The organism is Rhizobium sp. B21/90 (assembly GCF_019355815.1).
In the GTDB taxonomy this organism is placed as follows: domain Bacteria; phylum Pseudomonadota; class Alphaproteobacteria; order Rhizobiales; family Rhizobiaceae; genus Rhizobium; species Rhizobium rhododendri.
Window position 1 is genome coordinate 1,597,053 of the sequence record NZ_CP072162.1, and the last position, 21,882, is coordinate 1,618,934.

At 61.4% G+C, this 21,882-nt stretch carries 18 protein-coding genes; 8 read left to right on the forward strand and 10 right to left on the reverse strand.

Annotated features, from left to right (window positions below):
• Window positions 1–238: 238 nt before the first annotated feature.
• On the reverse strand, window positions 239–1,135 hold the full coding sequence (locus tag J5278_RS07620; protein WP_111222730.1) for a LysR family transcriptional regulator VtlR: 897 nt from the start codon (window positions 1,133–1,135) through the stop codon (window positions 239–241).
• Window positions 1,136–1,158: 23 nt separating this feature from the next.
• Window positions 1,159–2,133, reverse strand: coding sequence for a thioredoxin-disulfide reductase (gene trxB, locus J5278_RS07625; protein ID WP_111222731.1), 975 nt, complete (start codon window positions 2,131–2,133; stop codon window positions 1,159–1,161).
• A 243-nt stretch (window positions 2,134–2,376) separates the two neighbouring features.
• Between trxB and J5278_RS07630 the strand changes: the two genes are divergently transcribed.
• Complete coding sequence (locus tag J5278_RS07630) at window positions 2,377–2,844, forward strand: Lrp/AsnC family transcriptional regulator (RefSeq protein WP_111223008.1); 468 nt, start codon at window positions 2,377–2,379, stop codon at window positions 2,842–2,844.
• Window positions 2,845–2,846: 2 nt separating this feature from the next.
• The gene (locus tag J5278_RS07635; RefSeq protein ID WP_209184303.1) at window positions 2,847–3,761 is read left to right on the forward strand and encodes a glycosyl transferase; all 915 of its coding nucleotides are present in this window, start codon (window positions 2,847–2,849) and stop codon (window positions 3,759–3,761) included.
• On the opposite strand, the gene J5278_RS07640 is transcribed toward J5278_RS07635, so the two are convergent.
• Both J5278_RS07640 and greA read right to left on the reverse strand, forming a co-directional pair.
• On the reverse strand, window positions 3,725–4,777 hold the full coding sequence (locus J5278_RS07640; protein ID WP_209184587.1) for a glycosyltransferase family 4 protein: 1,053 nt from the start codon (window positions 4,775–4,777) through the stop codon (window positions 3,725–3,727). The genes J5278_RS07635 and J5278_RS07640 overlap by 37 nt on opposite strands.
• 17 nt (window positions 4,778–4,794) lie before the next feature.
• Window positions 4,795–5,271 (reverse strand): transcription elongation factor GreA, encoded by a 477-nt coding sequence (greA, locus tag J5278_RS07645; RefSeq protein ID WP_142823305.1) that lies wholly within the window; start codon window positions 5,269–5,271, stop codon window positions 4,795–4,797.
• A gap of 248 nt (window positions 5,272–5,519) precedes the next feature.
• On the opposite strand from greA, the gene J5278_RS07650 reads away from it, so the two are divergent.
• Window positions 5,520–6,752 carry a putative DNA modification/repair radical SAM protein gene (locus tag J5278_RS07650; protein ID WP_209184302.1) on the forward strand — a complete coding sequence of 411 codons (1,233 nt, stop codon included), beginning with the start codon at window positions 5,520–5,522 and terminating at the stop codon, window positions 6,750–6,752.
• Window positions 6,753–6,766: 14 nt separating this feature from the next.
• Window positions 6,767–8,257, forward strand: a complete 1,491-nt coding sequence (locus J5278_RS07655; RefSeq protein WP_209184586.1) for a UdgX family uracil-DNA binding protein — start codon at window positions 6,767–6,769, stop codon at window positions 8,255–8,257.
• On the opposite strand, the gene J5278_RS07660 is transcribed toward J5278_RS07655, so the two are convergent.
• The 3 genes from J5278_RS07660 to J5278_RS07670 all read right to left on the reverse strand — a co-directional run bounded on the left by J5278_RS07660 (window position 8,247) and on the right by J5278_RS07670 (window position 14,283).
• The gene (locus tag J5278_RS07660; protein ID WP_209184301.1) at window positions 8,247–9,500 is read right to left on the reverse strand and encodes a DUF2235 domain-containing protein; all 1,254 of its coding nucleotides are present in this window, start codon (window positions 9,498–9,500) and stop codon (window positions 8,247–8,249) included. The genes J5278_RS07655 and J5278_RS07660 overlap by 11 nt on opposite strands.
• Window positions 9,501–9,600: 100 nt before the next feature.
• Complete coding sequence (gene carB / locus J5278_RS07665) at window positions 9,601–13,089, reverse strand: carbamoyl-phosphate synthase large subunit (RefSeq protein ID WP_209184300.1); 3,489 nt, start codon at window positions 13,087–13,089, stop codon at window positions 9,601–9,603.
• Window positions 13,090–13,248: 159 nt separating this feature from the next.
• Window positions 13,249–14,283 (reverse strand): zinc-dependent alcohol dehydrogenase family protein, encoded by a 1,035-nt coding sequence (locus tag J5278_RS07670; protein WP_209184299.1) that lies wholly within the window; start codon window positions 14,281–14,283, stop codon window positions 13,249–13,251.
• Window positions 14,284–14,469: 186 nt separating this feature from the next.
• Between J5278_RS07670 and J5278_RS07675 the strand changes: the two genes are divergently transcribed.
• Both J5278_RS07675 and J5278_RS07680 read left to right on the forward strand, forming a co-directional pair.
• Window positions 14,470–14,952: a DUF2306 domain-containing protein gene (locus J5278_RS07675; protein WP_209184298.1), complete on the forward strand. Its 483-nt coding sequence runs from the start codon at window positions 14,470–14,472 to the stop codon at window positions 14,950–14,952.
• Between the two features lie 94 nt (window positions 14,953–15,046).
• A complete protein-coding gene (locus J5278_RS07680) occupies window positions 15,047–15,970 on the forward strand; it encodes a neutral zinc metallopeptidase (protein WP_209184297.1) in 924 nt (307 codons plus the stop codon).
• A 76-nt stretch (window positions 15,971–16,046) separates the two neighbouring features.
• Here J5278_RS07680 and J5278_RS07685 read toward each other — a convergent pair whose 3' ends face one another.
• Window positions 16,047–16,934: an SDR family oxidoreductase gene (locus J5278_RS07685; RefSeq protein ID WP_209184296.1), complete on the reverse strand. Its 888-nt coding sequence runs from the start codon at window positions 16,932–16,934 to the stop codon at window positions 16,047–16,049.
• Between the two features lie 95 nt (window positions 16,935–17,029).
• Here J5278_RS07685 and J5278_RS07690 point away from each other — a divergent pair, with 95 nt between their 5' ends.
• Entirely contained in the window at window positions 17,030–17,878 is an 849-nt protein-coding gene (locus J5278_RS07690; RefSeq protein WP_209184295.1) for a helix-turn-helix transcriptional regulator, read from the forward strand.
• Window positions 17,879–17,906: 28 nt separating this feature from the next.
• On the opposite strand, the gene J5278_RS07695 is transcribed toward J5278_RS07690, so the two are convergent.
• Together J5278_RS07695 and J5278_RS07700 are read right to left on the reverse strand one after the other, a co-directional pair.
• The gene (locus J5278_RS07695; protein ID WP_209184294.1) at window positions 17,907–19,718 is read right to left on the reverse strand and encodes a tetratricopeptide repeat protein; all 1,812 of its coding nucleotides are present in this window, start codon (window positions 19,716–19,718) and stop codon (window positions 17,907–17,909) included.
• A gap of 97 nt (window positions 19,719–19,815) precedes the next feature.
• Window positions 19,816–20,820, reverse strand: a complete 1,005-nt coding sequence (locus J5278_RS07700) for an aldo/keto reductase (RefSeq protein ID WP_209184293.1) — start codon at window positions 20,818–20,820, stop codon at window positions 19,816–19,818.
• Window positions 20,821–20,934: 114 nt separating this feature from the next.
• Here J5278_RS07700 and J5278_RS07705 point away from each other — a divergent pair, with 114 nt between their 5' ends.
• Window positions 20,935–21,846 carry a LysR family transcriptional regulator gene (locus J5278_RS07705; protein ID WP_209184292.1) on the forward strand — a complete coding sequence of 304 codons (912 nt, stop codon included), beginning with the start codon at window positions 20,935–20,937 and terminating at the stop codon, window positions 21,844–21,846.
• The last annotated feature ends 36 nt before the right edge of the window (window positions 21,847–21,882 follow it).

Genomic DNA, 21,882 nt, shown 5'->3' on the forward strand with positions numbered 1-21,882 from the left:
ATCCGGAAAATTGGCAAAAAAAGAGGGCCGCCGGTCGAAACCAGGGCCCTGTAGGTATGAAGGTCAAAAACCTCCAGAGGGGAACAGCTTCTGCGGTGGAACTGGGAGGAAAAGCCACCGTATGCATCAGCTATAATCGATATGGTCGTAAAATGGGCAGGCATCAATGACTGTTTGTGCATATCGGCCATGTGGCAGGCACATGGCTCGTTAGCGCGGCTAATGATTTTGCCCTTTGCTAGAAGTTCCAGTTCCGAGCCTTGGCGACGATGAAGTCCCTGAAGACCTTGAGCTTCGCTGCGTTCTTCATTTCGTCCGGATAGGCAAAGTAAGTGTCGAAGGATGGCACGTCGGCGTTCAGCGACAACTGGATCAGGCCAGGGTCGCGGCCGACGATGTAATCCGGCAGCACGGCAATGCCGATGCCGAGCAGGCAGGCACGCTTGATCGAGGTCTGGCTGTTGATCTGCAGGTGCGACAATCGTTTGTTATCGGACGAGCGCCCGGCGACTTCCAGCCAGTTGATATCGAGCAGGTATTGCGGAGCGGGTTCGCCGAACGAGATGATCCTGTGATCGTCGAGATCGTCGACGGACTGCGGCTCGCCGTGGCGGTTGATGTAGGAGGGGGCGGCGTAGACGTGCATATGGACGGTGAACAGCTTGCGCTGGATCAGGTCCGATTGCTGCGGCTGTCGAAGACGGATGGCGCAGTCGGCGTGGCGCATGTTGACGTCCAGCTCCTCGTTGTCGAGGATCAGCTGGATCTGCATGTCAGGATAAAGCTGCAGGAACTCCTGAATCTTGTCCGTCAGCCAGCCTTGGCCAAGGCCGACGGTCGTGGTGACGCGCAGCTTGCCGCTTGGCTTGTCGGTGGTCTCCGTCAGCTGCATCTTGACGGTTTCGAGCTTCAACAGCACGTCATGGGCGGTTCGATAGAGCAGTTCGCCCTGCTCGGTGAGGATGAGGCCACGGGCATGGCGGTGGAACAGCTTGATGCCGACGTCCTGCTCGAGGGCGCTGACCTGGCGGCTGATGGCGGATTGGGACAGATGCAGCTTGTCTGCCGCATGGGTGAACGATCCGGCTTCGGCAGCCGCGTGAAAAATTCGCAGCTTGTCCCAATCCAATGGCATTCCGCTCCCCCTCATTGGCTGCTTCACTCCGCAGCCATCGCGACCGGCATAAGCCCGGTCAAGTAGCGCTCTGCCTCCAGCGCCGCCATGCATCCCATGCCGGCAGCGGTGATCGCCTGGCGGAACGTATCGTCGGTCACGTCGCCGGCGGCATAGATGCCTTCCACGTCGGTGGCAGTCGAATCAGGGGCCGTCCAGAGATAGCCGTTGTCCTTGAGCTTCAATTTGCCCTTGAAGAGTTCGGTCGCGGGCGCATGGCCGATGGCGACGAAGACGCCATCAATCGCCATGTCGGTGACAGTGCCAGCCTTGATGTCGCGCAGCCTGACGCCCGACACCGATGGCGGCATTGGCGGTTTGGCTGGCGTGCCGGTGATTTCGGCGATTTCCGAATTCCAGAGAACCTTGACGTTGGGCTTCTCGAACAGCCGCTCCTGAAGGATTTTCTCGGCGCGGAAGAAATCGCGACGATGAACCACTGTCACCGAGCGGGTGATGTTCGAAAGATAAAGCGCCTCCTCGACGGCCGAATTGCCGCCGCCAACGACGATGACGTCCTTGTTGCGATAGAAGAAGCCGTCGCAGGTAGCGCAGGCGGAAACGCCGAACCCCTGGAAATGCTGCTCGCTTTCGATGCCGAGCCATTTGGCCTTTGCACCGGTGGCGATGATCAGCGTATCGGCGGTCCATACGGTGCCGGAATCGGTGCTGAGGACGAAGGGGCGGCGCGATGTGTCGACCTCGGTGACGAGATCGTTGACGATCTCCGTGCCGACGTGCTTGGCCTGCTGCAGCATCTGCTCCATCAGCCAGGGGCCCTGGATCGGATCGGCAAAGCCCGGATAGTTTTCGACATCGGTGGTGATCATCAGCTGGCCACCCTGTTCCATGCCGGCGATCAGCACCGGCTTCAGCATGGCGCGGGCAGCGTAGACTGCAGCCGTATAGCCGGCGGGGCCGGAACCGATGATGAGCACCTTCGTGTGGCGGGCAGACATGAGGGAAGTCCTTTCAATGGCAGCGATGGGATGGTGGCCCTGCCTGCTAGCGGCATTGCCGTCGATCTTTCCCATGCGCTGCCTCATTTATGATTGTCGCATGCATTTATTCAAGGGCAGCCTTGCATTACCAACAGGGCAAATGGCCAACGGGCAAGATTCAGGCGTGCGCGGGAAACATTGTTGCGAATTTCTGCTCTTTATATAGAAGGTGCGACGGAGGAATTAAAGAAAGGCATGACCGTGCTGCGGGCAGAACTTGACGCCATCGACATAAAAATTCTTCGCGAACTGCAGCAGGACGGCCGCATGACCAATGTCGAGCTCGCCGACCGAGTCGGAATATCGGCGCCGCCCTGTCTCCGGCGGGTGCGCAAGCTCGAGGAAGCAGGCATCATCGAGGGTTACCATGCGATGCTCAACAGCCCGCGGCTCGGCTTCGATCTTGTCGCCTTCTGCATGGTCGGGCTGAAGCACCAGTCGGAAACCAATCTTAAGGCATTTGCCGCCACCACGCTGCAATGGCCGCTGGTGCGCCAGGCGTGGATGGTATCCGGAGACAGCGATTTCCTGCTGCATTGCGTCGCCCAGAACCTCACCGCTTTCCAGGATTTCGTCATCGAGGTTTTGACGGCCAACGAGCATGTGGACACCGTCCGCACCATGCTCACCATCCGCCAGGTCAAGAAGCTGGGATTGGTGGAACTCTAGGCATGTCCGATCGCCCCTGGCACCGTTCACTGATCAAGACGGGCACGCGCCTGCTGCTCGGCAGCGCGCGCGCGCATTTCCAGGATGCGTTTCCGGGCCTGTCCGTCGCACGGGCAACCGTGGATGCGCCGGGTGAGGTTCGCTATCGTGGCGCTGCTGTCGCGGCGCTGTCGAGCGCCTCTATCCTCCGAAGCCGCTCCAGCGACACGGTGGCGATCGTCGGCTCCGGCCCCTCGATAGCCGGTAACGATCTCTCCCGTCTGCCGCCGCAAACTGCCATTCTGCTGAACGGGGCCATCAGCCTGTCCGGCCAGCCGGTCGCAGACGCGCTGGCCGTTGCCGTCGAGGACGAGCGGTTCATCTGGCGACACTTCGATCTCCTGAAACAGCGGGTGAAGGACGATACGCCCTGCCTGTTTTCCGTCGAGGTGTTGCGGGCTATTTGCGAGATAGACTTGGGGTTCCTGCGCGACCGGATCATCGTGCTGATCGATGATATCCGTAAACCCTACGGTGCAAGGCGGCGGCGGTACGATACGATCCAGGCCTTCGATTTCATTCGCAGGGATGCGGCGGTCAATGCCGGCCTTTCGTTCGACCCGGATCGCGGGGTTTTTCGTGGTGGCTCGGTTGCCGTGTCTGCCCTGCAGTTTGCTCTCTATTGTGAACCGAAGACAGTCGGGCTGTTCGGCATCGACATATCCAACGCCCATCAGCCGCGCTTCTACGAGACCACTGGCGAAACCGCTTCATCCGGCATTGCGGACGCGGAAGCCCGCATCGTTGCACATTTCGTGCTTGCCAGGGCGGTTGCGGCTGAGCGGGGCATCGAGATCGTCAATTATTCGCCGGTGTCGGCACTGGCCGGTGCCGGCTTCGGCTATGACGACCGTTTTTCGCCCAGCAGGCCTGCATAGACGGCGGCGATAGCGGTGGCTTCCTTTTCCAGCGCAAAATTGCTGCGAACATGGACGACAGCGTTCTGGCCCTGGCGGCGGGCCTCGTCGGGATCGGCCAGATAGGTTTCGATGGCTGCCGTGAGGGCAGGGCCGTCGCCCGCCGGAGCGACCATGCCGGTCTCGCCCGGCACGATCATCTCGGCATAGGCACCGGCATCGGAGGCGACGACCGCCGTCTGCGAGGCCATGGCTTCCAGCGGCGTAAGGCCGAAACCCTCATTGCGCGAAGGCGCCACGTAGAGCGTTGCGCGGCGATACCAGGGGCGGATGTCGTTGACTTCTCCCATGAAGCGGATGCGATCCGACAGGCCGGCGTCAGCGACGGCCTTGGTCAAACCGTCGGCAAACACCTTATGCTCCGGTGTCACACGGCCACAGACGATCGCTACCCAATCGGGATGGTTGGGCAGCAGCTCAATCATTGCCTGAACGAAAAGATCTGTGCCTTTCTGGTGGCGCACGCGGCCGAAGCAGCCGATCAGGTATCGGCCGGGGAGGTCCGTCGCGGCCATGCGGTCGGCCGGCCCTTCCGGCGGATGGAACAGTTTTAGGTCGACACCATGCTGGATGACAGTGTGGGGCACCTGCAGGAAGCTGCCGGAACGGGTGCTGGTGGCGATGACGGCGTGCATGCGGCGAATCAGAAAACGCGTGTAAGCCGAATGGCGCCGTTGCGCTGCCGATGTGAACAGCAGCTTGATCGGCATGCGCAACACAGCCCGCAACAAGAGGCCAAACAGCATTTCATTGTTGCGGCGGGCATGCCAGACGCGAACCTTGTATCGGCGTGGCCGCACCCAGAGGCTCGGCAACTGGCTCCAGCCAAGTTTCGGCAGGTGCGGCGGCAAGCCTGGGCCGAGCGTTACGATGCGGGTGCCGAGCGCGACCTGCTTGGGAATGAGCTGCACGATGGTCGAGGTGACCCCCGACAATCGCCGCTTGAAATTCGGCGCGACGATCTCGGTCTCGCGCAGGTCTGCTGCCACCGGGCTCAGCCCCAGGTGATGGAGAGAATTTCGTAGGCTTTGGAACCGCCGGGGGCATTGACCTCGATGGAATCGCCGACTTCCTTGCCGATCAGCGCACGTGCGATGGGCGAAGATATGGAGATGCGGCCGGCCTTCACGTCGGCTTCCTGGTCGCCGACGATCTGGTAGGTCTTCTGTTCCTCGGTGTCCTCATCCACCAGTTTGACGCGGGCGCCAAACTTGACTGTGGTGCCGGACATTTTCGACAGGTCGATGACTTCGGCACGAGCCACAAGATCCTCGACTTCGCCGATGCGACCTTCGTTGTGGCTCTGGGCTTCCTTGGCGGCATGATACTCCGCATTTTCCGACAGATCGCCGTGGGCGCGAGCCTCGGAAATTGCCTCGATGATCCGCGGCCGTTCCTGCTGCTGGCGCCAGCGCAGTTCTTCCTGCAAATTGGCGAAGCCGCTCTGCGTCATCGGTACCTTGTCAACCATGTCTCTGTCCTTCAGTCCTATGTCGTAGCTGCCGACACAAAAGAAAACAGGTCCCGAAGGAAAACTTCGGAACCGTGCAATAGCCGCTATATGGGGCACTTATAACAGAATACGACCGCCGATTTCCAGAGAATTCGCACCGCAACGGTGCAAGTGCATGTGGTTCTTTTCGTTAGCCTGCTTACTTTATCGACAATCCGAAGCGGTCCGTCTTGACGATTAGTGATAGAACATATAGTGAACATGATATGAAAAAGTCGCTGAACGATCGTCTAGCCATTCTTTCCGATGCCGCCAAGTATGATGCGTCCTGTGCCTCCAGCGGTACCTCGACGCGCAGTTCGGCGAAGTCCGGCGGATTGGGGTCAACGGAAGGCTCCGGCATCTGCCATTCCTATGCGCCGGACGGAAGATGCATTTCGCTTCTGAAAATCCTGATGACCAACTTTTGCATCTATGACTGCGCCTATTGCGTCAACCGATCTTCAAGCAACGTCGAGAGAGCCCGGTTTACGGTCGAGGAGGTCGTCTGGCTGACGATGGAATTCTACCGGCGCAATTACATCGAGGGCCTGTTCCTGTCCTCCGGCATCATCCGCTCCTCCGACCACACGATGGAAGAGATGGTCCGGATCGCACGTGAACTGCGGACCACGCATAATTTTCGGGGCTACATCCATCTCAAATCCATTCCGGAGGCGTCGCCGAAGCTGATCGAGGAGGCGGGGCTTTATGCCGACCGCCTGTCTCTTAACATCGAGCTTCCGACCGATGTCGGCATCACCCGTCTGGCGCCGGAAAAGAAGCCTGCCGGCATCCGCCAGGCGATGGGTGCGCTGCGGCTGAAGATCGAGGAAGCCAGCGATCCGACGCTACAGAGCAAGAAGCGCAAGCGCTTCGCGCCGGCCGGCCAGAGCACTCAGATGATCGTCGGCGCCGACGATGCGAACGATGCAACCATTCTCGGGACCAGCGCACGGCTTTACGGCAGCTACGGGATGAGGCGGGTCTACTATTCGGCATTCAGCCCGATCCCCGATTCGTCGAAGAACCTGCCGCTGATCAAGCCGCCGCTGATGCGCGAGCATCGCCTTTACCAGGCGGACTGGCTGTATCGATTTTACGGCTTTGGGATCGCCGAGATTACCGGCCAACAGGCGGGTGGCATGCTGGATCTCGATCTCGATCCGAAACTGGCCTGGGCGCTTGGCAACCGAAACGCATTCCCGGTCGACATTAACTCCGCTGAGCGCGAGACGCTGCTGCGGGTGCCGGGGCTCGGCACGAAGACGGTCAAGGCCATTCTGTCGGCCCGTGGTTTTTGCCGGCTTCGGATCGAGGACCTCGCGCGCCTCGGAGTGTCCGTGAAGAAGGTGCAGGCTTTCATCGTTGCCGAGGGCTGGAGCCCGCGAAAGCTGGCCGACCGGCAGGATCTTCGTGCCATGTTTGCGCCCAAGCCCGTACAGTTGACGCTGCTCTGATGGGTTCGGCAGCGATGCGTCGTGTAACGCTGAAGGGTAGGGGTGACTTGGCCGAATGGCGCGACGTGGCGCGGCGGCTGCTTGCGGAAGGTGTGTTGCCCGAGGCCATCGACTGGCACGAGGCCACGTTGGGCGGAGACCTGTTTGGCACTGCTGGCGAGCGCCTGTTGCTGGAGCCGACGGAGCTTCCATCAGGTTGCGAGGCGGGCGTCAGGCCTGCAGGCTCATCACCCGTTTCCGTGCCTCCAGCCTTCATCAGCTTGGCGGAGGCCGTGATCTGTCATTCTGATCCCGGTCGTTTTGCGCTGCTTTACCGCATCCTGTTTCGTCTTTGCAGCGACCGCCATCTGCTCGGCATGGTCTCGGATGTCGATGTTCACCGGGCGCTGATGCTGCAGAAGTCTGTCCGTCGGGACTGTCACAAGATGACCGCCTTTGTGCGATTCAAGGAGGTGGATACCGCGCTGGCATTGCCGCGGCGGCGCTTCGTTGCCTGGTTCGAGCCGGACCATCATATCGTCGCCCGCAGCGCGCCGTTCTTTCAGCGCCGGTTTAACGACATGGACTGGCTGATCGCCACGCCGCGCGGCTCGGCCGCCTGGGACGGCACCCAATTGACGATCTCCGATCTGCCGGTTGAAAAACCATCGCTGACAGACGAGGCGGACACGCTGTGGCGCACCTATTTCAGCAATATCTTCAATCCTGCACGATTGAAGGTGAAGGCCATGCAGGCCGAGATGCCGAAAAAATATTGGAAAAACCTGCCGGAGGCCGATCTCATTCCCGGTCTCATCGCCGGCGCCGAGGCCAGCGTGCTGGCGATGGCAAGGCGCGCGGCAACCGAGCCGCTGCCGTTTCACCAGAGGCTGCAGGCGGCGGCAGCTGCCGAGCAAATGCCCGTATCGGCGGCGCCAGCGGGCAGCATGGAAGGGCTGCGGGAGGCGGCCCGCCAATGCACCCGCTGCGAGTTGCACTGCCACGCCACGCAAACGGTGTTCGGTGAGGGGCCTGTCGACGCATCGGTGATGGTGGTTGGCGAGCAGCCGGGCGATCACGAGGATCTTGCAGGCCGCCCGTTCGTTGGCCCGGCCGGCAAGGTCTTCAACCAGGCGATCGACGATGCCGGCATAGACCGGACGACGCTCTACGTGACCAATGCCGTCAAGCATTTCAAATACGAACTGCGGGGCAAGCGGCGCATCCACCAGAAGCCGACGATGGGCGAGGTCCGCCACTGCCGCTGGTGGCTCGACGGAGAGCGTGCGCTGATCCGCCCGAAACTGACCGTGGCACTCGGCGCTACGGCGCTGTTCGCGCTAACCGACAGCCGGGAGAAGCTCGAGGATATGAGGGGCCGTCCGGTTCCGCTGGCAGATGGCAGCAAACTGTTTGTTACCGTCCATCCGTCCTATCTGCTGCGCATTCCCGACGCGGGGCGCAAGGCTGAGGAACTGGCGCGGTTTCAAGCGGAGATTCGTTCTATAAGGGCCCTCATGACGTGATGGAGGCTGGTCCGCGTTCCACGCCATAGCGGGATGGAAAATTCAGCGGTGCATATGGACCATCCATAGGTCGCCCCTCTTTTCGCTCGATGACTGATTGATGGATGATCGCGCCGTCCGGAATGAGACGATGATCGCAAAACGGTATGTAAATGCCTTTTGTATTTCCGCGTCTTTTCCAGGAAGTCTCCGGCACGCGGCGAGGGACGCATTCGAGGACCTTCCACATGGCTGTCATCGAGTCGTGCATTTTCGCCAAGGGATCCAGTTTGACGTAAACCTCCTTCGGATCGTCTCCGAGGACTATTTTGTCAATCGTTGGCTGGCTGTAATCCAGCCCAGTAGGCATAGTTTCGCGGATCATCCATTCGAGCGGTATTTTGATAATTGCGCTCTCTTTTTCCGGGTATCCGCCACCGACGTCGCCATGCACGCCCGTGAACCAGACTTCCTTGGAATTCTGCATCTCGGGGTTCGCAGGCCGGAATGGACCACCCCAATATTCCTGGCCGGCGGCCCAGGGCATCGGATTGAACATCGTTCGACGCTCGTCAATCGCCAATGCCTGTCGCACCCATTCGACACTGGGGTTGGTATTGGTAAAAGGCAGGGTTTTAAGCTGCGGCATCCATTTTCCCGACTCGATGATCGAGGCTACGGTGTCGAAGAGGCCCAGTAATTTGATCTTGGGCCTGTAGGTCTTCAATGTCCGTTCGTAGAGACGCATGCTGGTGAACGCAGATGGGGCATCGTCCGTCGCGCGTTCGGCGGGCGTACAGACTGTCTGCTCGATGTCGGGGATGCCCTTATAGGTCCGGTATGCGTAGTCGATGAGATTGACATGGTACTTGCTGACAATTCCCAAGGCGTGAATGAAGCCAGCAAGAACGCGTGCAGAATAGGCACCGCGACTGAAACCGAAAATATAGATGCGGTCGTCTTCACCAACCCGTTTGCCATCCGGCCCTCGGGGTGCGCGTTGATAATTATCAACGATGAAACGGTAGGCGTCCTTGACGTTCTGGTCGAACCCCCACCCCGTGGCCAGACCCCATATCTCGACGGCCCTGCGGTATGCCTTGGACCAGGCATTTGCCGCTCCAAACGTTCCCACGCCGGGGTCGTAATATACGATCTGCCGGTCGGTGCGTCGCAAGATGCCGAAGAGCCGCAGTATATTGGTGCGGTCGGCCGATATCTCGTTGGATGTGCCGTCGAATAATATGACTATGTTTTTGGCCATGTCGCACGCCTCCGAAGCTATAGCAAAGCTAATAGCATCGGAGGCGTTTTTGCGCAGGGCGATTTATGCTGACTGCACCGCAGTCATGCTTCGGGTGTCTTCAACGAAAATAGCTCTGCAGCGGCCGGACTTCCAGATTGCCGGCTTTCAGGGCCTGGATCGCCATGGCGGCGGCTTCGGCGCCGGCCATGGTGGTGTAATAGGGCACCTTCTGCATCAGCGTTGCGCGGCGTATCGACTTGGAGTCCGAGATCGCCTTGTTGCTGTCCGTCGTGTTGATGACGAGCTGGACCTGGCGGTTGCGGATGGCATCCTCGATGTGCGGGCGGCCTTCCAGCACCTTGTTGATCTTGGTCGTGGCGATGCCGTGTTCGGCGAGGAAGCGGGCCGTGCCGCCGGTTGCCATCACCTTGAAGCCCTGTTCGACGAGCATGCGGATGGCCGGCAGGACGCGCGGCTTGTCGTCGTCGCGCACGGCTACGAAAACCGTGCCGCCGCGCGGCAGTTCGACGCCGGCGCCGAGCTGAGCCTTGGCGAAGGCGAGAGCGAAGTCGGTATCGAGGCCGATGACTTCACCGGTCGAGCGCATTTCAGGGCCGAGCAGTGTGTCGACGCCGGGGAAGCGGGCGAACGGGAAAACGGCTTCCTTGACGGCAATGTGCTTGAGGTTGCGCGGATCGGGCTTTTCACCGTAGGCAGCAAAAGCTGCGTCGAGGCTTTCGCCAGCCATGATACGGGCAGCGATCTTGGCGATCGGCGCGCCGATGGCCTTGGCAACGAAAGGCACGGTGCGCGAGGCGCGCGGATTGACTTCGAGCACGTAGACGACGTCGTCCTTGATGGCGTACTGGACGTTCATCAGGCCGACGACATTCAGCGCCTTGGCCATCGCCTTGGTCTGGCGTTCCAGTTCGTCGATCATCTCCGATGAAAGCGTGCGTGGCGGCAACGAGCAGGCGCTGTCGCCGGAGTGGATGCCGGCTTCCTCGATATGTTCCATGATGCCGGCGATGAAGGCATTCTCGCCATCGGCCAGGCAATCGACGTCGATCTCGATGGCATTCGACAGGTAGCTGTCGAACAGCAGCGGGTTCTTGCTGAGCAGCGTGTTGATCTGGCCGGTCTTGTCGTTCGGATAGCGCTGCTTGATGTCCTCGGGCACCAGGCCCGGCACGGTGTCGAGCAGGTAGGTCTGCAGCATCGATTCCGAATGGATGATCTGCATGGCGCGGCCGCCGAGCACGTAGGACGGGCGGACAACGAGCGGGAAGCCGATTTCCGAGGCGACGACGCGGGCCTGCTCGACCGAATAGGCGATGCCGTTGTTCGGCTGGTTGAGGTCGAGCTTCATCAACAGCTTCTGGAAGCGGTCGCGGTCTTCGGCGAGATCGATCATGTCAGGCGCTGTGCCGAGGATCGGGATGCCGTTCTTTTCCAGCGCTTCGGCAAGCTTCAGCGGCGTCTGGCCGCCGAACTGGACGATGACGCCGACGACTTCGCCGCTTTCCTGCTCGGCGCGCAGGATCTCGATCACGTCCTCGGCCGTCAGCGGCTCGAAATAGAGCCGGTTCGAGGTGTCGTAGTCGGTCGACACGGTTTCCGGGTTGCAGTTGATCATGATCGCTTCATAGCCGGCATCCTGCAGCGCGAAGGCGGCGTGGCAGCAGCAATAGTCGAACTCGATACCCTGGCCGATGCGGTTCGGACCGCCGCCGAGGATGACGACCTTCCTGGCTGACGTCACATTGGCTTCGGAGCGCGCTTCGCCGACGAAGGGCGTCTCGTAGCTCGAATACATGTAGGCAGTCGGCGAGGCGAATTCGGCAGCGCAGGTGTCGATCCGCTTGAAAACCGGACGCACGTTGAGGGCATTGCGCTTCTCGGCCACTTCCTTCGGACGCTTGTTGGTGAGGGTCGCCAGGCGCGCGTCGGAAAAGCCCATGGCCTTCAGCATGCGCAGATTGACTGCATCGTCCGGCAGGCCGTGTTCGCGAACACGGGCTTCCATGTCGACGATGGCCTTGAGTTGCGCGATGAACCATGGGTCGATCTTGCAGCCTTCGTGCACCTCTTCGGCGCTCATGCCCATGCGCAGCGCCTGGGCCACCATGCGCAGTCGGTCCGGCGTCGGCGTGCCGATGGCGGCGCGGATGGCGTTGCGGCTGCCTTCGCCTTCCTCGGTGCCGGGGATCTCGATCTCGTCGAGGCCGGTGAGGCCGGTTTCAAGGCCGCGAAGCGCCTTCTGCAGGGATTCGGCAAAGGTCCGGCCGATGGCCATGACTTCGCCGACCGACTTCATCGCGGTCGTCAGCACAGGCGAGGCGCCGGGGAATTTCTCGAAGGCAAAGCGCGGGATCTTGGTGACGACGTAGTCGATCGACGGTTCGAACGAAGCAGGCGTCGCGCCGCCGGTGATGTCGTTGTCGAGTTCGTCGAGCGTGTAGCCGACCGCGAGCTTGGCGGCGACGCGCGCAATCGGGAAGCCGGTCGCCTTGGAGGCCAGCGCCGATGAGCGCGAAACGCGCGGGTTCATCTCGATGACGACGAGGCGGCCATCGGCCGGGTTGACGGCGAACTGCACGTTTGAGCCGCCGGTCTCGACGCCGATCTCGCGCAGAACGGCGATCGAGGCGTTGCGCATCATCTGGTATTCTTTGTCGGTCAGCGTCAGGGCAGGCGCGACTGTGATGCTATCGCCGGTGTGGACGCCCATCGGGTCGATGTTCTCGATGGAGCAGATGATGATGCAGTTGTCCGCCTTGTCGCGGACGACTTCCATTTCATACTCCTTCCAGCCGAGCACCGATTCCTCGATCAGCACCTCCGTGGTCGGCGAGGCGTCGAGGCCGGAGCCGACGATCTCGAAGAATTCCGAGCGATTGTAGGCAATGCCGCCGCCGGTGCCGCCCATGGTGAAGGACGGACGGATGATGGCGGGCAGGCCGACGACGTCGATCGCCTGGGCTGCCAGAGCCATGGCGTGGCTCATGTAGCGCTGCTTGCGGTCCGTTTCGCCGAGGTTCCAGGTGTTTTCGAGGTCGTCAAGCGCTGTGTCGAGCTCGGCGCCACTCAACCGGGACCTGACCTCGTCGCGCGCTGCTTCGTGGCGGTTGCGATCAAGTTCCTTGATGTCGGTGGCGTTGGCCAGCAGCGACTTCGGCGTTTCGAGGCCGATGCGGGCCATGGCTTCGCGGAACAGCGCGCGGTCCTCGGCCATGTCGATGGCGGCCGGCTTGGCGCCGATCATCTCGACATTGTAGCGATCGAGCACGCCCATTCTCTTCAGGGAGAGCGCAGTATTGAGCGCGGTCTGGCCGCCCATGGTCGGCAGCAGCGCATCGGGACGCTCCTTGGCAATGATCTTGGCGACGACTTCAGGGGTGATCGGCTCGACATAGGTGGCGTCGGCCAGATCCGGGTCGGTCATGATCGTCGCCGGATTAGAGTTGACGAGGATGACGCGGTAGCCTTCCTCTTTCAGTGCCTTGCAGGCCTGGGTGCCTGAATAGTCGAATTCGCATGCCTGACCGATGACAATCGGCCCCGCGCCGATGATGAGGATCGATTTGATGTCTTCGCGCTTCGGCATGATCTCTATCCATTTTCTGCGTGCGCCAAAAACCAGCCAGGTGTGTCCACCGGCCGGGCGCGCGCTCTGCATCTCAAAAGGCTAGAAGCGGCTTATAGGCAAATGTTTTTGCAAACGGAACCCCATAAATCGTCCAATCGACAGGATTCCGATTGCTGCCTACCTTGCGGCGTGATCGGGCACCACCAGGACGCGGATTTCGCCGGGGCGGGCCGGCTGGCGGATGGCTTCGGCACCGTCTGTCATGCCGACGACGCGGGAGATGAGTGGGGCAACGTCGACGGCGCCCGAGGCAATGAGATCGGCGGCGCGGCGGTGGGTGAACGGGTTGATGAAGGAGCCGATGAATTTCAGTTCGCGGAACAGAAGGTCGAAGGGCTCGATCGGCACGGTCTGCCCCTGCGGCATGACGCCGAGGATGACAACGGTGCCGCCGCTCTTTGCCATGCGCGTCGATTGCTGCACCGTCTCGGCGACGCCGGCGCATTCGAACACCACATCGGCACCGCCGGGCAGCAGGCCATCCGGCCCCGATATGGCGGCGATGGGGTCGCTGAGGCTGGGATCGAGCGTCGCGGTGGCGCCGAGGCGCTCGGCAAGGGCGCGCTTGTCCTTGTGACGGGTAACTAGGACGACGCGGGTGGCGCCGGCCAACCGTGCCAGTTGCACGACCAGAAGGCCGATGACGCCGCCGCCGAGCACGACCACCGAGGCACCGGTTTCGATTTTCGCCATGTCAACGCCATGCAGGCAGCAGGCGAGAGGCTCGCAGAAGGCGCCGTGCAGCGGGTCGAGCCCGAGCGGCAGTTCGAAGGCCTGGGAGACGGGCAGGATCGCGTAGTCGGCAAAGCCGCCATCGCGGTGGATGCCGATCGCCTGCAGCCGTTCGCAGAGGTTGACGCGGCCGCTGCGGCACTGGCTGCAGAGGCCGCAGGAAATGTTCGGATCGCAGGTGACGCGCATACCGGGCGCAAAGCCTGTCGTATCTGGGCCGACAGCCTCGACGATGCCGGCAAATTCGTGGCCCAGCGTCACCGGCGGTGCGGACGGGAATTCGCCGTGGAGGATATGGCGATCCGTGCCGCAGATGCCGCAAGCCTCGACGCGGACGAGCAGTTCGCCTCGACCGGGCACCGGCTTTTCGATCTCGCTGACGGTCAATTGGCCGATGGCGTCGAGACGTATGGCTTGCATCGATGTCTCCTCCCAGAGAGATATATGGACTGGCGGGCAATGGTCGTCAAAAGCCTTGCCGCGTCAAGGCTATCTGCTGCTATTATAACCAAATTCTCGTCCGCGTCGGCCTCTCGACTTCGGGCAGCCGTCGGGTATGATCGAGCCAGCCGACGTTGGATCGGTGGCCTTGTGAGGTGCCGTGCCATGACCCTCGAACCGCTGCTGTCGGCTTCGCCCGCCATTCACATCCATGTGGTTGCCGTGGTCACATCAGCGCTGCTCGGCGCCTACCTGCTGTTGCGGCGCAAGGGGACGTGGCTGCATCGGCTGCTTGGTAAGATCTGGCTTTTGCTGATGGCCGTCGGGGCGTTTTCCAGCTTCTTCATCCATGAACTAAACGTCTTTCATGGCTTCAGCCCGATCCATCTTCTGTCGGTCTTCGTCCTCTATTCCTGCGTCCAGGCGATTGTCGCTGCTCGCCGGCATGACATTGCGCGTCATCGTCGTGTTGTCCTGGGACTTTATTTTGGTGGTATCGGGGGTGCCGGCGCCTTCACGCTGCTGCCGCACCGGATCATGAACGCTGTGGTCTTTACCGGTCACGAGACGATGCCCCTGCTGCTGCTGGTGGCGATGGCATTATTCCTTGCATGGGCCGCCTGGGGCGCCCGGAGCATTCCCGTCTGATGTGCGATGTTGGCCTTCGCGACTGGTCATCGGGCATGCGGCGGATATATAGGCTTTAACGGGATATCCGTGAGCGCAGCCGGGGAGACAGGTCATGGAATGGAAGGGACGTCGACAGTCCGACAATATCGAGGATGAGCGTGGCTCTTCAGGAGGCACCGGACCGCTTGGCGGCGGTGGTGGAGGTTTCAACTTTCCGGGCGGTGGCATGCGGCGGGCCGGCGGCGGCCTCAGCATTGGCACGATCGTCGTCCTGGTGGTGATCTACCTCATTCTCAAGGCGATGGGCATCGACATGCTGCAGATCCTCAGCCAGGGTGATACCGGCAATACCGGCTCCAGCTACCAGCAGAGCAACTCGGCGCCGCAGAACCCGGGCAACGATGAAACAAAGGCGTTCGTCGCCACCGTGCTTGCCGAGACCGAGGATACCTGGGGCGGCATCTTCAAATCCATGGGCAAGACCTATGAGGACCCGAAGCTGGTGCTGTTCACCAACAGGCTGAACTCGGGCTGCGGCCTAGCTTCCACCGCGTCCGGGCCGTTTTACTGCCCGTCCGATCGCAAGATTTATCTTGACATGGGATTCTTCCAGGAGATGAAGGACAAGTTCGGTGCTTCAGGCGATTTCGCGCAGGCCTATGTCGTCGCGCACGAAGTCGGCCATCACGTCCAGAACCTGCTCGGCATCCTGCCGAAGGCCGATCAGGCGCGCAGCCAGATGAACGAGGTGGACAGCAACAAGATGTCCGTTCGCATCGAGTTGCAGGCTGACTGCTTTGCCGGGATCTGGGGCAAGTTTACGCAGCAAAAGGGCATTCTCGACAGTGGCGATTTGGAGGAGGCGTTGAACGCAGCCCAGCAGATCGGCGACGACACGCTGCAGAAGAAGAGCCAGGGCTATGTCGTGCCTGACAGCTTCAACCACGGCACATCGGCGCAGCGTGTCAAATGGTTCAAGCAGGGCTTCGACAGCGGCAAGCTGACCTCCTGCGACACGTTTTCGAACCCGGTCTGAGCGAACGCTCGCTGTCCGGTTTGGTATCGATAAAGGCCGGCATTGCAGGGATACTGCGATGCCGGCCTTTTGCTTTTTAAGCGTATTTCATGGCATTGAGGTCCGACAGCAGCGTCGGGCCGGTTGGGCGCCAGCCGAGCGCTGCCTGCGTGTGGGCGCTCGATGCGGGCATGTCCATGCCGACAAACATGCCCATCCAGCCAAAATGCTCCGACGCCTTTTCAGGTGCGATCGAGACGACCGGCACGTTGAGACCCCGCCCGAGGGCTTCGGCGATTGCACGGCTCTCGATGCCTTCCTCGCCAACGGCGTTATAGCGCGCTCCCCGTTCAGCCTTTTCGATGGCGAGCCGATAGAGGCGCGCGACATCCAGGAGATGGCCGGCAGGCCAGCGATTGCGGCCATCGCCAACATAGGCCGAGACGCCTTTCTGCCTCGCTATATCAAGTAGCGGCGTGATCAGGCCCTGTTTGTGCGTGTCGTGGACCTGCGGCAACCGCATCACCGAGACGTTGATCCCCCGTTCCAGAAGCGCGTTGCCGGCAAACTCCGAGGCAATGCGTGGATTGGGATGGCTGACATCGAACACGTCTTCGGTGGCAGGCTCGCCAGGGCCGCGGCTACCGATGCCGGTGCCTGATGTGATGACCAGCGGCCGGTCCGAACCGGCAAGCGCCGATCCCAGCGCTTCGATGGCTCGCCCGTCTTTTGCGCAGTTCTCGACAAATCGCGAGAAGTCGTGGTCGAAGGCGGCGTGGATGACGCCGTCCGCCTTTGCCGCTCCGCTGCGCAGGCTGTCGGTGTCCTCCAGCGTTCCACGGTGGACTTCGACACCTGCTGCAGCCAAAGCCGCAGCACCTGCATCCGAGCGCGTCATGCCGATCACCTGATGGCCTGCCTTGAGGAGTTCGGGCACGAGGGCCGAACCAATGAAGCCGGTAGCACCGGTCAGAAATATACGCACGATAGACCTCCTTGTTGGTTGCAATCACTATCGCCGACATATTTATCCTGTTAAAGTAGTGACCTTATCAGGGTATAAACTATAACGGGATCGCCATGCCGACAAATGCCGCAGGTTCACTGGCGTCCTTCCTGAAGGATCGTCGCACACGGCTCGACCCGGCAGCGTTCGGGTTCTCCGGGCGCAGGCGGACGCCCGGATTGCGCAGGGAGGAAGTTGCCCAGCGCGCCAATATCAGTCCGACATGGTACACATGGCTGGAGCAGGGGCGCGGTGGCGCACCGTCTGCCGACGTCCTGAACCGGATTGCCAGCGGGCTGATGCTGACAGAGCCGGAACGCGAGCATCTGTTCATGCTTGGTCTCGGGCGGCCACCCGAGGTCTGCTACAAATCGGTCGAGGGCGTCTCTCCCCGTCTTCAACGACTGCTGGATACGCTCGACGCCAGTCCTGCGTTCATCAAGACAGCCACCTGGGATGTCGTCGCCTGGAACCAGGCCTCTGCGGTCGTTTTGACGGACTACGGCGCACTTCCGGCCGAGCAGCGCAATATCCTGCGCCTGATGTTCTGCAACCCAGCCATTAAGGGCAAGCAGCACGACTGGGAAAGTGTCGCGCGCGTTGTCGTCAGCGCCTTCAGGGCCGATGTGGCGCGGGCAGGTGCGGTGTCCGAGGTTGCCGATCTCGTCGAGGAACTGTGTCAGGCCAGCCCCGAATTCACGGCGCTATGGCGGGAAAACGACGTCAAGATCCACGGCGATGGCCTGAAGCGGATCCATCATCCGATCCTCGGCCTGGTTGAACTGGAATACTCCGCCTTCGCCGTCGATGGCCGGCCCGATCTCAGCCTGTTCATCTACAATCCAGTCGACCCAGGTATCGCCGACCGCATCCGCGTGCTTGCCGCGGACCGTCAACGTGCTCGTGAGGGAAAGTCGATCTGAACGCCGCCGGAATAGCCTGAGAGACGTTTCAGCCGGCGGACGCCCGCTTCTCCAGGAGCTGTTCGAAAGCCGCCTTGATCTTCATGACATGCGGCGTCTTGTATTCGAAGCCTTCATTGTGGAGATGGACCAGCATGGTGGCATTGACCTCGAAGACCACGACCTTGCCACTTGCATCGATGGAGCAGTCGATGCCGAAATAATCGAGATTGACGATGCGCCTGATGGTCTCGAGGGCTGCCATGGCGGATGGGCCGAAGACATGCGTCGGCTTTTCCAGGAAAGCTTGTTCCTCCCGGCGCATCCATTCGAGTTCCGTCATGCGTGTCGAGATATGATGGACTTTCCAGCTTTCGCCGATCGCCAGATGGTAGGGAAAGATCTCGTCGCCGACGAAAATCAGCCGGTATTTTCGAAAGAAACCGTCCTGCGAGCGATAGTCTACGAAGTCTGTGAGATAGAGCGGCTGATCGCCGGCTTGCTCGGCAAAAGTCCGCAATTCTTGCCGGCTGGCCACAACTTCCATCATCTCGCCACCATGCGTGCCGGCATGGCGCACGATCAGCGGAAAGGCGTGGCTCTCACCATCGGCAAGGCGGCGCAGGAGTTCGGCCGCGCCGATACGGCTGGTAGCGGGCACGACGGTATCGCGGACGGCGACCAGGCGCCGCGAGATTGTCTGGCGGTCGGTTCCGACGATCAGCGCCGGATGATTGATTACCGGTTTGCGCAGAGAAGCGACGAGTTCACCGAGAGCGCCGATCATGTCGAGGCCGAGGTCGGCGTCGGAGATGAGGTTGACGACGACGTCGGCATTTTTGGCGAGTGCCGCGACATCGTAGTAATGGTTCTCCAGCACGATCACGAGGTCCGTATCGAAGCGGACATTCCGGATGAGATCTTCGTAGGGTGTATTGCCGGCAAAGGGCGAGAACAGCATCAGCGCCCGGAAGGCTGCCGGCTGCTGTGATGCCGGATAGCTGCAGGCCACGCCAGCCTTGGCGGCAGCAAGAAAGCTCGCCCTTGCGGCATCGGTGTTGCCGAGGTGCAGTTCGGCGTTGCCGCAGAGAAGCAGCGCGTCCTGATTGCCGGGTTCGAGTGCCAGAACCGCACGAGCGGCCAGCAGGGCATCATCCATCTTTCCCGCAGCCTTCAGGGCTACACCGAGGTTCGTCATGCATGAGATATCATCGGGCGAGAGCGTCAGGGCGCGTTCGTAGGCCGCAATCGCCTGGCCAAGATTGCCTGCCTTCTGCAGGAGATCGCCGAGCAACGACCAGGACGAGACGTCGGCCGGCTGAAGCGTGCAGGCGCGGGCAGCGGCATCGATCGCCGCCGGCAGATCGCCCAGCGATTCCAGCACATGGCTGCGCTTGACGAAGGCAGGGGCATGATCGTTTTTCAGTGTAATCGACCGGTCGAGACTGGAGAGGGCTTCCTGCAGATGCCAGCCCTCGGCCTGCAACTCGCCGCGGCTATACCAGCAGGCAGCATCGTCCGGCCTCAAGGTCACGAGCCTGTCGTAGCATTGCAAGGCACCTGCCGCATCGCCCGTCGATCGCAGTGCCATCGCCAGGCCGTTTAACGCCTGGATGTCGTCCGGCCGTAGGCGCAGGGATGCTTCGAACCAGGAAACGGCTTCCAATGGCCTGTCGACCTGGATCAGGAGATAGGCGAGCGTATTGCAGGCGACAGGTTCGCCGGTGACGAGCCTGTGCTCCGACTGCAGGAGGGCAATGGCACCATCATAGTCTGCCGCGCCCAGCAATTCCGCCGTTCGGCCGAGGATGGCGGAAAGGGCTGACGGCTCGGGAGACAAAGGCACGACGTACTGGTTCATAAAATCGGCTTTCAAGAGACGCGGTAATCGTAGTTTCTGCCCCGTTGTCTCATTGCCAATTCAGTCTTGTTTGAAGCTGACCAGCGCATTGGTGAATTCAGCGCTGGCTCTTTTCGCTGTCCATGTGTGCCAGCATTGCGGTCGGGTAACGGTCGCCGGCGGCAGCATCTTTCGGAACGGCTGTCTCGATGTCGGCCAGATCGTCGGCGGAAAGATGCACGGCCTGCGAACCGAGCGCCTCGCTCAGACGGTCGCGACGGCGGGCGCCGACGAGGGGGACGATGTCCGCGCCCTTGGCCGTCACCCAGGCAATGGCAATCTGCGCCACCGAGGCATTCCGGGCTTTCGCGATTGTGCGAAGCGCCTCTACCAGTGCGAGGTTCTTATCGATATTGCCTTCCTGGAAACGTGGGCTGAAGGCGCGGAAATCCCCTTTGGACTTGCCGCCATCCTTCTGCCAGTGGCCGCTGATCAGGCCCCTGGAAAGGACGCCATAGGCGGTGACGGCAATGCCGAGATCGCGGCACGTTGGCAGGATTTTCTCCTCGATGCCGCGCGAGATCAGCGAATACTCGATCTGCAGGTCGACGATCTCGTGCACGGCTGCGGCCCGGCGGATGGTATCTGCACCGACTTCCGAAAGGCCGATATGCCTGACATATCCCGCCTTGATGAGGTCGGCGATGGCGCCAACCGTCTCTTCGATTGGCACGTTCGGATCGAGCCGCGCAGGGCGGTAGATGTCTATGTGATCGACGCCGAGCCGTTGCAGCGTGTAGGCGACGAAGTTCTTGATTGCCGCAGGCCGGCAGTCATAGCCGCTCCAGCCGCCGGCGGGATCGCGGAGCGCACCGAACTTGACGCTGAGCAGGAAGTCGTCGCGATTGCGGTCCTTGATGGCTTCGCCGATCAGCATCTCGTTGTGGCCCATGCCGTAGAAATCACCGGTGTCGAGCAGGTTGACGCCTGCATCGAGAGCCGCGTGGATGGTGGCGATGCTTTCTGCCCGGTCCGATGGACCGTACATGCCGGACATGCCCATGCAGCCGAGGCCGATTGACGATACCTGCGGGCCGGTGGTGCCCAGACGAACCTTTTCCATGCTCATTCTCCTTGATGGCGGACTTCCGTCTGAAGTCTTCGAAAGACGTTTACTCCCTCGCGCGTTGTGCGATAATCGGTATATTGAGAAACAGGCCGTACGGAATTTTGCACAATGGACGACCTGCCGCTCGGCGATCTCGCCGCCTTCCATGCCGTTGCCCGAGAACGCAGTTTTCGCGCCGCCGCTCGCAACCGCAACGTCTCGCCTTCGGCGCTTAGCGAGGCGGTGCGCCGGCTGGAAGAAAAGCTCGGCCTGCGGCTGTTGAACCGTACCACCCGCAGCGTTACCCCGACGGAAGCCGGTGAGCGGCTAATGGAACGGCTGGCGCCTGCCTTCAGCGACGTTGCTGCCGCTCTCGACCAGATCAACAGTTCCGACGATAACCCGGCCGGCACGTTGAAGCTGAACATCCCCTCCATCGTTGCCCGTTATATCATGCCTGGGCTGCTTGGTCGTTTCATGGCGCTCTATCCGGATATCCGGCTGGAGGTGGCGGCCGACGATAGCTTCATCGACGTGCTGGCCGCCGGCTTCGACGCCGGTGTGCGCTATGGCGAGCGGCTGGAACAGGACATGATCGCGGTACCGCTCGGGCCGCGCGAGCAGCGTTATGTGACCGCCGCGTCTCCGGCCTATCTCGAAGCCAATGGCACGCCGCAACATCCGAGCGACCTGCTCGAGCACCGCTGCATCCGACACCGTTTCGTCAGCCGTTCGGTAGGACTTTGGGAATTCGAGCGAGGCGAGGAGAGCCTCGTCCTCTCGCCGCCGGCCTCGCTGATCACCGATTCGCTCGAGATCGAGGTCGGTGCCGCCGTGCGCGGACTGGGCGTGCTGCGCTGTTTCGAGGAGATAGTCGCGCCTGCCGTCGAAAAGGGAGAACTGGTCCTTATTCTCGACGAATGGGTCAGCCGTTTTCCCGGACCGTTTCTCTACTATGCCAGCCGCCGCCACATGCCCGGGCCGCTGCGCGCCTTCGTGGATTTTCTGAAGGCCGACCAGAAACGGGCCGTGCAGCCGTGAAATCAATATCTAATGTTCTGGTCTGGAACGAATTTT